The 15,548-nt window shown below is 36.9% G+C and carries 13 protein-coding genes; 8 read left to right on the top strand and 5 right to left on the bottom strand.

The window, feature by feature from the left end; all coding sequences use genetic code 11:
* Positions 1-108: 108 nt before the first annotated feature.
* On the bottom strand, positions 109-1,227 hold the full coding sequence (locus tag KFE94_11600; protein ID UTW65299.1) for a pyridoxal phosphate-dependent aminotransferase: 1,119 nt from the start codon (positions 1,225-1,227) through the stop codon (positions 109-111).
* 192 nt (positions 1,228-1,419) lie between these two features.
* Between KFE94_11600 and KFE94_11595 the strand changes: the two genes are divergently transcribed.
* Complete coding sequence (locus KFE94_11595; GenBank protein ID UTW65298.1) at positions 1,420-1,875, top strand: Lrp/AsnC ligand binding domain-containing protein; 456 nt, start codon at positions 1,420-1,422, stop codon at positions 1,873-1,875.
* Positions 1,876-1,899: 24 nt separating this feature from the next.
* On the opposite strand, the gene KFE94_11590 is transcribed toward KFE94_11595, so the two are convergent.
* Together KFE94_11590 and KFE94_11585 are read right to left on the bottom strand one after the other, a co-directional pair.
* The gene (locus KFE94_11590; GenBank protein ID UTW65297.1) at positions 1,900-2,256 is read right to left on the bottom strand and encodes an STAS/SEC14 domain-containing protein; all 357 of its coding nucleotides are present in this window, start codon (positions 2,254-2,256) and stop codon (positions 1,900-1,902) included.
* Positions 2,257-2,265: 9 nt separating this feature from the next.
* Positions 2,266-3,567 carry a voltage-gated chloride channel family protein gene (locus KFE94_11585; protein ID UTW65296.1) on the bottom strand — a complete coding sequence of 434 codons (1,302 nt, stop codon included), beginning with the start codon at positions 3,565-3,567 and terminating at the stop codon, positions 2,266-2,268.
* A 169-nt stretch (positions 3,568-3,736) separates the two neighbouring features.
* Between KFE94_11585 and KFE94_11580 the strand changes: the two genes are divergently transcribed.
* On the top strand, positions 3,737-4,564 hold the full coding sequence (locus tag KFE94_11580) for a glutaminyl-peptide cyclotransferase (GenBank protein UTW65295.1): 828 nt from the start codon (positions 3,737-3,739) through the stop codon (positions 4,562-4,564).
* Here the strand turns inward: KFE94_11580 and KFE94_11575 are convergent.
* Positions 4,561-6,009: a sodium:solute symporter gene (locus KFE94_11575; protein ID UTW65294.1), complete on the bottom strand. Its 1,449-nt coding sequence runs from the start codon at positions 6,007-6,009 to the stop codon at positions 4,561-4,563. The two genes, KFE94_11580 and KFE94_11575, sit on opposite strands and share 4 nt — an antisense overlap.
* Positions 6,010-6,160: 151 nt before the next feature.
* Here KFE94_11575 and recR point away from each other — a divergent pair, with 151 nt between their 5' ends.
* The 6 genes from recR (at position 6,161) to KFE94_11545 (ending at position 13,971) form a co-directional block, all read left to right on the top strand.
* A complete protein-coding gene (gene recR, locus KFE94_11570; GenBank protein UTW65293.1) occupies positions 6,161-6,778 on the top strand; it encodes a recombination mediator RecR in 618 nt (205 codons plus the stop codon).
* A 16-nt stretch (positions 6,779-6,794) separates the two neighbouring features.
* Positions 6,795-8,762, top strand: a complete 1,968-nt coding sequence (locus tag KFE94_11565; protein UTW65292.1) for a glycosyltransferase — start codon at positions 6,795-6,797, stop codon at positions 8,760-8,762.
* 98 nt (positions 8,763-8,860) lie between these two features.
* Positions 8,861-10,201 carry a 2-oxo acid dehydrogenase subunit E2 gene (locus KFE94_11560; protein UTW65291.1) on the top strand — a complete coding sequence of 447 codons (1,341 nt, stop codon included), beginning with the start codon at positions 8,861-8,863 and terminating at the stop codon, positions 10,199-10,201.
* A gap of 131 nt (positions 10,202-10,332) precedes the next feature.
* Positions 10,333-12,468: an OmpA family protein gene (locus KFE94_11555; protein UTW65290.1), complete on the top strand. Its 2,136-nt coding sequence runs from the start codon at positions 10,333-10,335 to the stop codon at positions 12,466-12,468.
* Between the two features lie 125 nt (positions 12,469-12,593).
* Positions 12,594-13,358 carry a 3'-5' exonuclease gene (locus KFE94_11550; GenBank protein ID UTW65289.1) on the top strand — a complete coding sequence of 255 codons (765 nt, stop codon included), beginning with the start codon at positions 12,594-12,596 and terminating at the stop codon, positions 13,356-13,358.
* A 1-nt stretch (position 13,359) separates the two neighbouring features.
* Positions 13,360-13,971, top strand: a complete 612-nt coding sequence (locus tag KFE94_11545; protein UTW65288.1) for a fumarylacetoacetate hydrolase family protein — start codon at positions 13,360-13,362, stop codon at positions 13,969-13,971.
* 2 nt (positions 13,972-13,973) lie between these two features.
* Here KFE94_11545 and KFE94_11540 read toward each other — a convergent pair whose 3' ends face one another.
* Positions 13,974-15,434 carry an SLC13/DASS family transporter gene (locus KFE94_11540; protein ID UTW65287.1) on the bottom strand — a complete coding sequence of 487 codons (1,461 nt, stop codon included), beginning with the start codon at positions 15,432-15,434 and terminating at the stop codon, positions 13,974-13,976.
* Between the last annotated feature and the right edge of the window lie 114 nt (positions 15,435-15,548).

Genomic DNA, 15,548 nt, shown 5'->3' with positions numbered 1-15,548 from the left:
GTAAAGTACTTTTAGATTTTTGACTTTAGTCCACGTTATTCTTTATAACTAGATAGATTGTTAAAAGTCTTCTTCAACTTCTACTTGAACTCAATGAAACAGGTTTCATTACATGACCATTTCTCTTTCAAAAACTTTAAAGAAACGCACAAACTTTTCATGTTCCACCGACACACAGATTCGTGATACATTATCCACTTCATCTTTATTTGGAGTAAAGAAATCTAAAGGAACTGATCCGATTCTGTGATCTAATAATTCCTGATATGTTTTCTTAATTACAACAAAAATTCCTACTGGTGTTGCATCTTGATAGTATCGCTCAACCAATAGATCATTGTCCTTTAAATACTGGATATTTTTTTGAATTCCTTCCACAGTGGTTTTCTTAAAGTCATTAATGATCTCTTGTCCCTGAGTTGTAGAAAAAAGCTTTGTCACTAACAACTGTGCGAAAGTATTTATCCCATTGGTGGTGTATAGAATTTTAATATTAAGTTCTTCGCCAAATTCAGCATCCTTCACATAAATAAAACCTAAACGTTGTCCCGGTAAACCAATAGACTTTGAAAAACTCTCGGTAATAATCAGATTCTCATTTTGAGCCAAGTCTTGATACAACGTATCCGAATGATCTATAAATAACCGTCTATAAGGTCCATCCCAAATTACAGTAACATCGTTTACCGTAAGCAACTGAACTACTTCTAATAACTTTTCATCGTCATACTTTGTGCCTAATGGATTATTAGGATCACAAATAATAATTGCATTCCCTCTCAACAGGTCTATGTTGGAAGATAACCAATCAAAATCCGGATATACGTCCAGTGTTACTTGATTCGAAATGGAAATATTTCGATATGCTCCCCAATGGAAATTATGCGCGTAAATAGTATCACAATCCAATGAACTAATAATTAAATCTAACGCGCTCATCCCCCCATTGGTGATATAAATATGATCCGAATTCGCAGCACCTGCAAAATACTCCAAATTAATCGCATCCTTTAATTCCTGCATTCCTGAATTTGCAGGGTACAACTGAATCTCTTTCGAATTAAAATCAATTTCATCAATGATGGGATTTAAATCTAATAAGGTCACCGAATTCACCCCACGATTTAACGGTAAATATTCTTTACCGGTCTGGACTGACAATCGATTTAACTCTTCTCCAATTCCAACAATTGCCGAATATTTTGCTCCACTTCTTTTTGTTTTCATACCCTTTTTAAAAAATCTGATTATCCTCTATTTTGTTTTTTAACGAAATCTGGGCAATACTATAAATAGATTAAATCTTCAACGTTGGATTTTTAAATTTTCATTACACAAACAACTATTTTGCTATCATTTTTTATTTTAAAATGCTTTTTTAAGCATATTTTTGAAAGCAAATCCCACAAAATATTCATCATGAACTTTAATTTAGATAGTACCGATAAAAAAATCTTAAAATTCCTGATTAAAGATGCCAGAATGAAAGTTGTGGATATAGCCAATTTTCTTGATGTAACGAGTGCTGCAATCCATCAGCGTATCGGAAAAATTAAACGTAAAGGAGTAATTAAAGAATTCACCCTAAGATTAGATGAAAAAAAACTGGGATACAATACATGCGCCTTCGTAGGAGTATTTATTGATCGGAACTATCTGTACGAAGAAGTGATAGAAAAATTGGAACGCATTAAGGAAGTGGTGGAAGTCAATTACACCACAGGTCGTTACGGGCTATTTATCAAACTATACGCTTTAGATAATCAACACCTCATGAAAGTATTGGACTTTCAAATTCAACAAATAAAAGGCATCACCCATACTGAAACTTTTATTTCATTAGACGAACCTATCCGAAGAAATATTTCAATCTAGAATGAAGCTAATCGTAAGCAGAGACTAATCTTCCTTCAGCCATATTTCAGCTTGCTCCAAATCATCAATATGGAAATACTTTTCTTGCCATGGTACCACCAGGTTATCAACGGCTGTAAGTAACTTCAGCACATTTCGATCTCCAATTACTGCTAAACGATGAATATATTGATGCATTTGGATTCCTGCTTTTAAAACCTCTAATTGCGTTTTAAGCGTCATTTCCAAATGTCTTCCCAAAGTGATTCGGATAGAAATCTTATCATACTGATTCAACATCTTCTCCATCACAGACTCTATTTTCTTAATATCATCTGGCATTACGGTATCCGATACAATTTCTATATCCAGGATATTTCCAATTACGTTATATACTTTCATGTTAGTTTGTTATTTATGATTTAGTTCGCTAATTGTCTTTTTCTTCTGTCCTTCAAAATTCTTGTGCTTTGGACTTCCTATTATTTGTGAAGTATAAATTCCGGTATGTCCGGAAAACAAATAAGCTACCACACAAGCAATAGCTACAAATACCCCACTCTCAATTCCAAATAACTCAATCCCCATTAAGATACATGCTAAAGGAGTATTTGTTGCACCGGCAAAGACCGCAACAAATCCCATTCCCGCCAACAAAGACATAGGCAATGGCAAAACCCACATTAAAGCATTTCCTAACGTTGCTCCAACAAAAAATAAGGGCGTTACCTCTCCTCCTTTAAATCCTGCTCCTATTGTAAACGCAGTAAATAATAATTTTAGAATAAAATCATATGAATGAAGAGGTTCTACAAATGCTGCTGAGATTGTGGGAACTCCCAACCCCATGAACCTTGAAGTATCCAAAGTTAAAAATATTACTGCGAGTACCACTCCTCCAATTAACGGTCTTAAAGGAGGATATACCACAAATCGTTTAAAATTATCGCTAAAAAAGTGAATCGACTTGGAAAACAAAATCGAAGTAAGTCCAAAAAACACTCCTGCTATAATCGCATATAAAAATGTTTGAGGAATCATCTCCGGCACCTCACTGATTTGATAATGTGTATGATGAACTGGCCATAACTCACATGCGTAATCCGCAACTATGGCGGTAAGAAAACTAGGAATCAAAGCCTCATAGCGCATCCTTCCTACAATCAAAACCTCCAGAGCAAAAACGGCTCCAGCCAGGGGCGTTCCAAATACAGATGCAAATCCACCACTTACTCCCATTGCCAACAGCAACTTTCTATCATCATCACGAAGATGAAACCATTTGGTAAATTGATCTGCAATAGCGCCTCCAACTTGAACGGCAGTCCCCTCTCGACCTGCAGAACCACCAAATAAATGTGTAATCACCGTCCCTATAAAAACCAATGGCGCCATCTTAAATGGAATAATCTGTCTGGGACTATTAAATTCCTCAATAATTTGGTTATTTCCTTTTACGACATCCGTTCCGTAATAATGATATAAAAGTCCAACGATAAGGCCTCCAATTGGCAATAGCGCAACAATCCAAATATGCGCATCACGGTATGAACCTACCCATTCCAAAGCCATTAACAACCAGGCTGAGCCACTCCCTGTTAGCAAACCAATTACAATAGCAATGAGAATCCACTTGAGTAGGAACAGAGAATAATGCTGAAAATTTTGAATGGAGAACTGTGGTGTAGCAATTGTATTTTTTGACATAGCCATCTACTTAAGTTTTTAACTTTCCTGTAGACATCATCAGCCAATTCGGCACTTTAGGGCAGATATCATTACCACAAACTGGACGCAAATGTATGAAAAATTTATATCCCATTTCAAGAATCTTAATTCTGACCTATTTTATCATTATTTTGCGCTCGAAATATTCAAAACCATGAGATCATTACCAGCCATAATTTTGGTTTGCTCCATATTCGTTTTTTCTGCTTGCGGAGAGTCTACACCTCCTAAAAGTAAAAAGGTAAAACGCCCCAAAAAGCTACCTACTCCAACCTTAAAGTATTCTGTGGATCAGAAAATACCGCATTCTACCAATTCATTTACAGAGGGCTTTCTGTTTTATAATGATCAACTATTTGAAAGCACGGGTTCACCTCAAAATTTACCTTCAACAGTTTCGGTATACGGATCAGTCGATTTTAGTACCGGAGAAATTGACGTTCACAATCAACTTCCTAAAAAGTACTTTGGTGAAGGTATTACCATATTAAACGATAAAGTATATCAGCTCACCTACAAAAGTCGTGAAGGATTTGTTTATGATTTTAATTCCCGTAAACAATTACGTACGTTCCAAATCCCGACACGTGAAGGCTGGGGACTTACTACAGATGGGGAATCTCTGATCATGAGTGACGGCTCCCCTGATTTGCATTTCATAGACCCGAACACATTGGAGAAAACTGCCACTTTAAGAGTATTTGATAATGGTCGTCCGGTAAATTATCTGAATGAATTAGAATACGTGGATGGTTTTATTTATGCCAATGTTTACACAACCGATTGGGTCATTAAAATCGATATGGATAACGGAAAAGTAATGGCTAAAATTGATTTGACTGATCTTAAATTAGAAGAAGATCGAATTGGAGATCAGGCGTTAGAAACTAATGGAATTGCATATCACCCCGAAAGCAAAAAGTTTTATGTCACTGGAAAAATGTGGAAAAACATCTATGTGATCAATCTATTTAATCCTTAATTCTTTTTCGAAATCAGGATTAATCCAATAACAGTGAATAGCCCGTTGATCAGTAAGAGTTCAAATCCGATTTTATATCCGTTGAACCATTCTGCTGAGTTTTTATACAGCACATAAGTCACTAGTGGCGCAATAACGGCCACCCAAACAACCAGCTTATCATGAATCGCTTTTTTGGTAAAAATTCCATATGCAAACAATCCTAAAATTGGTCCGTAGGTAAAACCTGCTAGTTTAAACAATTCACTAATGACACTATCGTCATTAAACTGTTTGAATACGATAATAACAATCGCCAAAACTACCGAAATCGCAACATGAACATTTTTACGCACCTGAATCTGTCGTTCCTCACTCATCTTTTGCACCTCTAAAATATCCACACTAAAAGAAGTCGTTAAAGCAGTTAATGCGGAATCCGCACTGGAATAAGCCGCTGCAATTAACCCCAAAACAAAAAATAATGCCACTACAATTCCCAAATGCCCATCCGTGGCTATGGTTGCAAATAATGCATCTCCTTTCTCAGGAATCGCGATTCCTTCATGAGCGGTAAAAATGTATAACAATGCCCCTAGAGATAGGAACATCAAGTTCACAAAGACCAGGGTGGAGCTAAACCACGCCATATTTTTTTGTGATTCTCCTAACGTCTTACAAGTTAAATTCTTTTGCATCATATCCTGATCCAGTCCGGTCATTACTACCGCAATGAATGCTCCAGCCAGAAAATCTTTCAAAAAGAAATGGGAACTTTTCCAATCTGAAAATTCGAACATTTGAGAATACGGACTATCGTGAATCGTCTGCACCATACCTGCTAAACCTAAATCCATTCGATCTGCGATTACCCACAATGTGACCACAACCGCAATCAACATAAAAGCCGTTTGCAATGTATCTGTCCAAATAATAGTTTTCATTCCACCTTTGGAAGTATACAACCAAATCAATCCAATTGTAATCAATACAATAACTGCAAATGGGACGTCCATTTCCAACTTTTGAAATATGGTTAAATCAAAAACCATAGCAACCAAATACAATCTAAATGCGGCTCCAATCACTCTGGATATCATAAAAAACCATGCGCCAACTTTATACGAATTGACTCCAAACCGATCACCTAAAAATGAATATATAGACGTTAGATTCAACCTATAATATAAGGGTAACAAGACCGTAATAATCACAGCATATCCTAACAAATAGCCCAACACCATCTGCATATAGGTAAACTTAATTCCTGCCACCCATCCAGGAACAGAAAGAAATGTCACTCCAGAAAGAGAAGCTCCAATCATGCCAAAAGCGACCACATACCAGGGTGACTGGCGATTCCCCATAAAGAATCCTGAATTACTATTTTCACTGGTATAATGAGCTACAGCCATTAATACCAAAAAGTATATGACTATTACTGAAATGATTAATTCTGGCGACATCCCACAAATGAAGTGTATTTTCAAAAGGTTTTGTTCTCATTTTGGGAAGAGATATTCACATTTCACACTCAATAATTCACTTGCGAGAAGCATCATACAGGATATTCGAAATAAACATGTAAATAGCAGGTATAAATATTAAATTTGGCGCATGAACAATATCCCCTCGAAATTATTACAACAAGGTGTTGAAGCGTTTGCTTCACTTCCAGGGATTGGACGAAAAACCGCACTACGTCTAGCATTACATATGCTTAGACAACCTAAAGATAATGTTCATCATTTCGCTAACTCCATTGTAAGCATGCGAAATGACATTGGCTTTTGTAAAAAATGCCATAATATTTCTGAAACACCCATATGTGATATCTGTGGAAATCTAAAACGAGAAGAGCACAAAACTATTTGTGTGGTTGAGGATTTGAGGGACATCATTGCTATTGAAAACACGCAGCAATACTTCGGCACTTATCACGTTTTAGGTGGTCATATATCTCCGGTAGACGGTATTGGCCCCAGTGACTTAAATATTGATTCTTTAGTTCAACGTGTGGAACAGGAAGGTATCAAAGAAGTTATTTTCGCTTTAAATTCAACTATGGAAGGTGATACCACCAGTTTTTTCATTTATAGGAGATTAATGAACCTGGATGTAAAAACTACCGTAATCGCACGAGGTATTCCAATTGGAGATGAATTGGAGTACACGGATGAAATCACATTGGGTCGTTCTTTATTGCACAGAACGCCATATGACAATTCCTTATAGTTTAGATTGATTTAGGATGCAGGAGAAACCAAGGTTAACAGTCATAATTGTCAACTACAATGTAGAGTATTTTTTAGCGCAGTGTCTTCACTCAGTGAGAAAGGCGGCTCAATTAGCTCCAATTGAAACCATCGTTGTAGACAACAACTCATCCGATGGTTCTGTAGAAATGACCAAAAGATTGTTCCCTGAAGTTCAGATCATTGCCAATAAAGACAATAAAGGTTTCTCATCTGCAAATAATCAAGCCATTCGAATTTCGAAAGCGGATTATGTGCTATTGCTCAATCCGGATACTCTGGTCGAAGAAGACACTTTTAAAAAGTGTATAGATTTTATGGATCAACATCCAAATGCAGGTGGACTGGGTGTAAAAATGGTGGATGGCAAAGGCCAGTTCTTAGCAGAAAGCAAACGCGGTTTACCCACTCCGATGGTTGCCTTTTATAAGATCTTTGGACTTTCTGCCCTATTCCCGAAATCAAAAACCTTTGGACAGTATCACCTGGGACATTTAGATAAAAACGAAACACACAAAGTAGATATTCTGGCTGGTGCATTTATGATGATGCGTAACTCCGTTCTTGATAAGGTTGGACTTTTGGACGAAGACTTCTTTATGTATGGTGAAGACATTGATCTTTCCTGGCGTATCCGATTAGGTGGTTATGACAATTATTATTTCCCGGAAACCAGAATTATCCATTATAAAGGAGAAAGCACGAAGAAAAGTAGTGTCAATTATGTATTGGTGTTTTACAATGCCATGATCATTTTTGCGAAAAAGCATTTTTCAAAATCCAACGCCAATGTATTCGAGATTTTAATTCGAATGGCGATTTATTTTAGAGCTGGAATTGCTTTAACCAGAAGGTTTTTAGAAAAGTCGATCCTACCCATTCTGGACTTCTTAATTATCGTATCAACGTTGTTTCTCACCTCAAATGTGTACAGTAGTTTTACTGATATCATTTATCCCGAACAAATTTTAAAATGGCTATTTCCAAGTTATGGAGTCATTTTCCTAATTTCAATTTATGTGAATAATGGCTACAATTCCAGTCCATTCATCAACCGAATTCTAAAGGGGGTTTTATGGGGTGGTATTACCGGGTTATTACTTTATGGTCTTTTAGACGAAGCATACCGGTTTTCCAGAGTGGTTATTTTTATGGGTGCATTGTTCTCTGCAATCAACATCGTACTTTACCGTACCGTTCTGAATCAACTTAATTTCAAAGCCATTTTATTTAAAACCCAGCAAGATATCAGAATGGCCATTGTAGGCAAATCAGGAGGGATTGAACGCGTTAAAAAGCTTCTGCAAAAAACAACTAACGTTCCCGAAATGATTCTTGAAGTTTATCCAAGTTATAACTTCAAAAACACTTCCGATCATTTTATAGCAAATCTGGGCCAATTACCAGATGCTCTAAAAATATTTAATATCAATCAAATCATTTATTGCGGAGAAGATATGGATTCCGGCTCCATTATAAATGAAATGATGATTCAGGAAAATCCACAAATTGAATTAAAAATCGCACCACCCGAAAGCACTTTTATTATTGGAAGTCAATCCATAAATACTTCTGGCGAGATTTTATCCATTCATACCACCAATACATTTTTGAAAGAAGAAAGCAAAAACAACAAACGTTTCTTTGATATTTTCATTTCGCTTATTCTTCTTGTAGGTTCACCTATTCTGATTTTCATTCAAAAATCTGTAAAAGACTTTTTACGAAATTTATTTCAGGTTTTGATTGGACAAAAAACCTGGGTAGGCTTTTCACCTATAGACGACCATCAGTCACTGTCTCAATCCATAAAACCTACAGTGCTTCATTTAGGGATGGCATACAAAGGTCAAAACAAACCAAAAGACTTTTTTGAGAATCTTAATTTGAGCTATGCTAAAAAATACGACCCACTCCTTGACCTCTCAATAATTTGGCAACAAAGACACAATCTAGATAATTAGCTCTACATTTCAGTAAAATAACAATGGATAATTTGGCTCATTCCAATTAATACAATCAATTTTTAGTGTATTTTTGCAGTCCTTAAAAATCAACAACTATGGGACAAATAGAAGTCAAACTTCCTAAAATGGGAGAAAGTGTTGCAGAGGCAACAATTACAACATGGTTAAAAGCTGTTGGGGATACAGTTGAAGCAGAAGAGTCAATTGTAGAAATCGCAACAGATAAAGTAGATTCTGAAGTTCCTTCACCTGCAGACGGGGTGATTACCAAAATATTATTCGAAGAAGGTGCGGTACCTCAAGTTGGGGATGTTATTGCAATTATTTCCGGAGAAGGTGATTCAGATGTTCCTGCAGAAGAAACAGCAGCTGCACCAGCGGTCGCAGAAACTTCAGCTCCAGCACCGGTAGCAGTTACTAATGCAGCTCCTGCGGCAGCTCCAACTGCAAATGTTGATTTTTCATCAAGTGACAACTTCTACTCTCCTTTAGTTAAAAACATTGCTAAAGAAGAAGGTGTTTCTCTTCAAGAATTGGAATCTATTCAAGGAACTGGTTCTAACAACAGAGTAACTAAAAAAGATATTTTAAACTACATCAACAACGGACGTCAAACGGCAGCTTCAACTGCACCAGCAGCAGCTCCAGCGGCTGCAACTGCTCCTGTTTCTCAACCAAAAGCGGCTCCGGTACCACAAGGCGCTCCGAATCCAAATGATTTTGGTGGAAATGTAGAAATTATTGAAATGGATCGTATGCGTAAGCTTATCGCGAAGCATATGGTTAATTCCAAACATACTTCTCCACACGTTACTTCATACGTTGAAGCAGATGTGACCAATATCGTGAACTGGAGAAACAAAGTGAAGAATAAATTCTTCGAACGTGAAGGAGAGAAACTAACATTCACTCCTATCATTATGGAAGCTATTGTAAAAGCAATCAAAGACTTCCCATTAGTAAATGTTGAAGTTCAAGGTGATTACATCATTAAAAAGAACGATATTAACCTGGGAATGGCAACTGCCTTACCAAGTGGAAACCTAATCGTTCCTGTAATTCACAATGCTGACAATTACAATCTTACAGGTCTTGCTAAACAAGTTAATGGTTTAGCCACAAAGGCCAGAGACAACAAATTATCTCCAGACGACATCGCAGGAGGAACATATACCGTAACCAATGTGGGTACTTTCGGTAATGTTATGGGGACTCCTGTAATCAACCAACCACAGGTTGCCATTATGGCAGTTGGAGCCATTCGTAAGATGCCTTCTGTGATTGAAACTCCTGATGGTGACTTTATTGGCATCCGTCACAAAATGTTCTTATCACACGCTTATGACCACCGTGTAATCGATGGAGCGCTTGGCGGAATGTTCGTAAGACGCGTAGCAGATTATCTGGAATCTTTCGATCCAAACAGGGAACTATAGCCCACTTAATCAAAGTTTTATTCGCATGCGGTTATCAATAATCTCATGTGAATAAAACTGATTGCTATATTTGTGTCCACTATCACCTATGTTTATTTTTGAAGCATAACAAACCCCAAATGTTAAAAGGAATGCACAAATTTACTTCTACGACAATCATGCTGGCAGTTTTGCTATTGTCTGGCATCTCAACTTTTGCGCAGAGCACAAAGCCTGAGAAAATCACTCCGAAGAGAGCTATGTTCTATTTGGAAGATGGTAACTGGGAGAAAGCCAAGCAAATCTATTTGGAATTGCTCAAGGATAAACCTGATGACCAGGAACTAAATCTCTACTGTGGAGTTGCTTTTCTAAATAGTAGAATTAACGCAGACAAATCCATGGACTACTTTAATAAAGTGGATCCTGACCAAACACCTGGTGTATTACTTTTAAAAGGTGAGTCTTTTCACTACATGGGTCAATTTGATTCTGCAAAAGTATATTACGACAAATACAAAGCCACTGATGGTGTACGTATTGAAAAAGGTCTAAGTAAATTGATGGATCAAAGAATGGATCAGTGTAACACTGGTAAAGCTTTGACCAATTCACCTACCGAAGGCATGTTCGTTGAAAATCTTGGGGGCGATGTCAACACTATGTTTTTGGATTATGCACCTGTGGTATATGAAGATTTAAAAACATTGGTTTTCACATCTACCAATGCCAACCTTTTTAACATTAAATACATGACCTTTCAAGCTAAAGGTCAGGAAGAGATTTTTTATACCAATTATGATCCGGTATACAAAAAATGGCTTCCCAGAGCTAAAGCAGATGGTGTTGTATTAAATAAAAACATTGAATCTGAAGATAACGAATCATCTATTTCTTTCAGTAAAGACCTTTCTAAGTTTTTCTTTTATAGAACAGGTACATTGTATGTTTCTGAAAACTTACAAGATCCTAAAAAATATGGGATTAACACCACTTTCTTCACTGACAATCAAATCGTTTCTATCGCAATAAACAGAGCTGAAGATCACATCTTTATTACCAGTGATCGTGGTGGTGGTTGGAACAGTACTGATATCTATGAGTCTGTTAAAGATGCTGATGGAAACTGGAGTAGCTTTAAATTCTTAAAAGGCATTAATACGGAATACGATGAAGGGTCTCCATTTATCAGCAACGATGGTCAGAAACTATATTTCGCGTCTAAAGGCTACAACTCAATTGGTGATTTTGACATCTTTGTAGCAACCAAAACTGATTCGGGTTGGGGAAATGTTCAAAATATGGGCGTACCTGTAAACTCACCGGCAAATGATATCCACTTCCGTTTAACAGGAGACAACGAAGAGTTTGGTTACCTGGCTTCTGACCGTATGGGAGGTGAAGGAGACTATGATATTTGGAGAGTATGGACTTGTCATGATGTTCCTACTACCAACTTAACTGGTAAATTCATCGCTTTAAACGGACATCCGATTGACAGTGCAAGCTTAACATTGATGAATGTAGATTCTTCAGTTGTTGCTACAGTTAATCCTTTATTAGAAGGTGGACACTATAGCTATAAAGTAAATACTGAAACTGATTACATCTTATCATTAAATGTAAAAGGTTACGCTACACATACTTATAACATCAGTATTCCTGAACAATGTAGTGAGTACGATATTTTCCAAATGTTATCTTGTGAGTTGAAAGAAGATGGAGACAAATTTGTTTACGAGCAAAAATCTACATTGACAAACGCATTCTATGATATCAATGCTGCAAGAGGAGATCAAAGTAAAGAAGCATTTGTGACAGGTTTATCTCCAGAGAGTCCTGCATATACTGATCCTGAGTCTCGTGTAACTCCATGGGAGAAAGACGAATTGATGGCAGAGCTACCAGCTCCTGTTAAGAATGCAGATGGTAAATTCGTTCACGAAATTTACTTTGACTTTGATAAATCAAATATCAATGATGAAGATAGAGCTTATATAGAAAAAGTAGCGAAAATCTTAAATCAAGATCCAAATAAAAAGATCGTGATTGCTGGACATACAGATTCTCAGGGTCCAGCTTCTTATAACGTTGGTTTATCAAAACGTAGAGCAAAAACAGTTGCTGATTACTTCAAGAAACATGGCGTAAATCCTGATCAAATGATCATCGAAGGTTACGGTGAGTCTCAATTGAAAATCAAAGACACTGACGCTAACGGAGGTTACATCTTAAGATACACTGCTCAAAACAGAAGATGTGAAGTAGAGATCGTTACTGGGCAATAAACCTAGCAAACATACAAATTGAAAAAACTCCTCATTTCCGGGGAGTTTTTTTATGGGTAAAACTTAAATCTCTTAAGTTTGCTTCATCAAAACAAAAAGCATTTTGCTATCATTCAAACATCGAAATGAATTTAAAACTAACCAGACCAATTGCTGTTTTTGATCTTGAAACAACTGGGGTTAATATCGCTACAGATCGAATTCTTGAAATTTCTATTCATAAGGTAATGCCGAACGGCAAAGCTGAAACGAGGACCTACAAAGTCAATCCTGAAATTCCAATTCCTGAAAAATCAACCGCGATTCATGGCATCACAAATGAGGATGTTAAAGATGCGCCAACGTTTTCTGAACTTGCTCCAAACCTCTATCTATTTTTAAATGATTGTGATTTGGCTGGTTATAATTCTAATCGCTTCGATGTCCCACTTTTGATTGAAGAATTTCACCGGGTAGGTTACGATTTTGATGTGACAGACCGAGACCTGATTGATGTACAAAACATATTTCACAAAAAAGAACAACGTACTTTGGTAGCGGCATATAAATTCTATTGTGGAAAAGACCTAAGTAACGCGCATAGTGCAGAGGCCGATACTTTAGCTACTTATGAAATTTTAGAAGCACAACTCGCAAAATACACTGACTTAAAACGCGATACTAAATTTTTAAGTGAATTCACTACTATGCATAATGCGGTGGATCTTGCAGGACGTTTTGTAAAAAACGATGATCATATTACGGTATTCAACTTTGGAAAACACAAAGGAAAACCTGTAGCTGAAGTACTCAAAACAGAACCGGCATATTACGGCTGGATGATGAAAGGTGATTTTTCTCAAAACACCAAAAAAGTATTACAACAAATTAGAAATCAGAATAAAAAATAACATGAAGATTATCTGTATTGGGCGTAATTATGCCATGCATGCAAAAGAACTAAACAACCCTGTTCCTAAAGAACCGGTTATGTTTATGAAACCCGATTCAGCGCTACTTCAAAGTCAAAAACCATTTTTTATTCCAGATTTCACCAAAGATGTTCATCACGAACTTGAGATTGTAGTTAAAATCAATCGATTGGGAAAACACATCAAAAAGAAATTCGCGCATAAATACTACAACTCAATCACTGTTGGAATAGACTTTACAGCAAGAGATGTACAAAAGGATCTTAAGTCTAAAGGCTTACCATGGGAAATTGCCAAAGCATTTGATGGTTCCGCTCCTATCGGAAAATTTATTCCAGTGGATCAATTTGAAGATCTTCAAAATTTAAATTTCAAACTAGAAAAAAATGGAACTCCCGTTCAAATTGGGAATACTAAAGACATGCTTTTCGATATCGACACTTTGATTGAACACATCTCAAAATATTTTACACTTAAAATAGGAGACTTAATTTATACCGGAACTCCAGCAGGTGTTGGATCTGTGCAAATCGGAGATCAATTAGTCGCTTCAATTGAAGGGCAAGAACTTCTGAAAACTTCGGTGAAGTAATTTTATATTCCGTATACCCAGGCTGCCCACACCAGAACGAAAAACACACTCACGCCTACGCCAATTAAATTCAAAGCAAATCCGGTAGATGCCATTTCTTTACTATCAATTTGCTCGGTAGCATAGACAATCGTATTCGGAGGTGTTGCTACGGGTAACATAAATGCAAATGATGCCGACATGATCACAGGCATCATTATGAGCATTGGATGTGCATTAACATTTGAAGCCAATGCCAACAATATAGGTAACATCAAAACCGTTGAAGCAGTATTGGACGTAAGCTCTGTGAAAAAAGTCATAAACAAGGCCAAACATATCACCACCAAAACCGGAGGATATGCAGAAACAAATGCCAAACTTTCCCCAAGCCAATTTGAGAGTCCGGTAATCCCAATTACTTTGGCAATGGCAAAACCACCTCCAAATAAAAAAATCATTCCCAGGGGTATTTTCTTAGCTGCCTCCCAATCTAACAAATGTCCCTGAGCATTCTTGGCCGGCAATATGAACAGTACAAATGCTGCTAACATCGCGATCGTACTTTCCTTGATATACTTTGGTTCAGGGAAAATATGCGTCCACCCTTTAAAATGAAACGCTCCTACAGAAACATCTTTTGCTGTAAACCATAAAAGAACTGCTATCGAAAAAACAATAGCCACACCAATCTGCTCAAAAGTCATTTTCCCCAACCTACGATATTCTTCTTTGATGTAATCCACATTTAAATTTAATTCTGGTTGTTGTTTAAAGTATTTCCAAACCAAAAACAGATATGCCGCCATAAAAAAAATCAAACTCGCTGGAAGCCCTACCATAAACCACCCACTAAATGTAATCGGCTCCAAATCCGGATAATGGCTATTGTAAAAATCCATAAAATATAAATTGGGAGCAGTACCAATTAATGTCGCAGTTCCTCCAATAGAAGCTGCATATGCCATTCCTAATAATATAGGTGTTTTCAAGTTTTCGAATCCCTGTTTTACCGACTTTGAAATCTGAGTGAGTACCGCCAAAGCGGCAGGTAACAACATCATGACCACTGCTGTATTCAAAATCCACATGCTGAGCACATAACTGGTAAACATAAAACCCAATAAAATACGCTTTGGCGTATGCCCAAAAATCAATAGTAATTTCAATGCTATTTTTCGATGCAAATTCCATTTTTCCAGCGCAAACGCCAATAAGAAACCTCCAACAAAAAAGAATATGATTTCAGGCATGTAAGCCGGAGCTAGTTCTTTCATACTAATCACTCCTGCAAATGGTAAAATAGTAATCGGTATCAAAGCAGTAAAATAGATATGAATAGCTTCCGTAATCCACCAGACAGCCATCCACACTGCCACCCCTCCCGTGATCGACATATTCTGATCCTGAGTGCTTTGCTGCAACAAATAAAAAACAACTCCACCCAAAAGAGGTCCTAAGAATATCTTTAGCCATTTCCACATGCCACTAAACTAATACAAAAACCTACCACTCCTCAGAAGCCATTAGAATAAAAAATCAACCTTTTATTGACATCCCAAACAATTAAATTATGGTATCAACCGTTTAACACATTT

This window comes from bacterium SCSIO 12643, from assembly GCA_024398135.1.
Classification (GTDB): domain Bacteria; phylum Bacteroidota; class Bacteroidia; order Flavobacteriales_G; family Salibacteraceae; genus CAJXZP01.
This window is presented reverse-complemented; position numbering and strand designations above follow the sequence as displayed.

Bases quoted from the DNA above. Each gene is read 5' to 3' on its own strand.
- KFE94_11600 (UTW65299.1), bottom strand. From the start codon at position 1,227: ATGAAAACAAAAAGAAGTGGAGCAAAATATTCGGCAATTGTTGGAATT.
- KFE94_11595 (UTW65298.1), top strand. From the start codon at position 1,420: ATGAACTTTAATTTAGATAGTACCGATAAAAAAATCTTAAAATTCCTG.
- KFE94_11590 (UTW65297.1), bottom strand. From the start codon at position 2,256: ATGAAAGTATATAACGTAATTGGAAATATCCTGGATATAGAAATTGTA.
- KFE94_11585 (UTW65296.1), bottom strand. From the start codon at position 3,567: ATGGCTATGTCAAAAAATACAATTGCTACACCACAGTTCTCCATTCAA.
- KFE94_11580 (UTW65295.1), top strand. From the start codon at position 3,737: ATGAGATCATTACCAGCCATAATTTTGGTTTGCTCCATATTCGTTTTT.
- KFE94_11575 (UTW65294.1), bottom strand. From the start codon at position 6,009: ATGTCGCCAGAATTAATCATTTCAGTAATAGTCATATACTTTTTGGTA.
- recR (UTW65293.1), top strand. From the start codon at position 6,161: ATGAACAATATCCCCTCGAAATTATTACAACAAGGTGTTGAAGCGTTT.
- KFE94_11565 (UTW65292.1), top strand. From the start codon at position 6,795: ATGCAGGAGAAACCAAGGTTAACAGTCATAATTGTCAACTACAATGTA.
- KFE94_11560 (UTW65291.1), top strand. From the start codon at position 8,861: ATGGGACAAATAGAAGTCAAACTTCCTAAAATGGGAGAAAGTGTTGCA.
- KFE94_11555 (UTW65290.1), top strand. From the start codon at position 10,333: ATGCACAAATTTACTTCTACGACAATCATGCTGGCAGTTTTGCTATTG.
- KFE94_11550 (UTW65289.1), top strand. From the start codon at position 12,594: ATGAATTTAAAACTAACCAGACCAATTGCTGTTTTTGATCTTGAAACA.
- KFE94_11545 (UTW65288.1), top strand. From the start codon at position 13,360: ATGAAGATTATCTGTATTGGGCGTAATTATGCCATGCATGCAAAAGAA.
- KFE94_11540 (UTW65287.1), bottom strand. From the start codon at position 15,434: ATGTGGAAATGGCTAAAGATATTCTTAGGACCTCTTTTGGGTGGAGTT.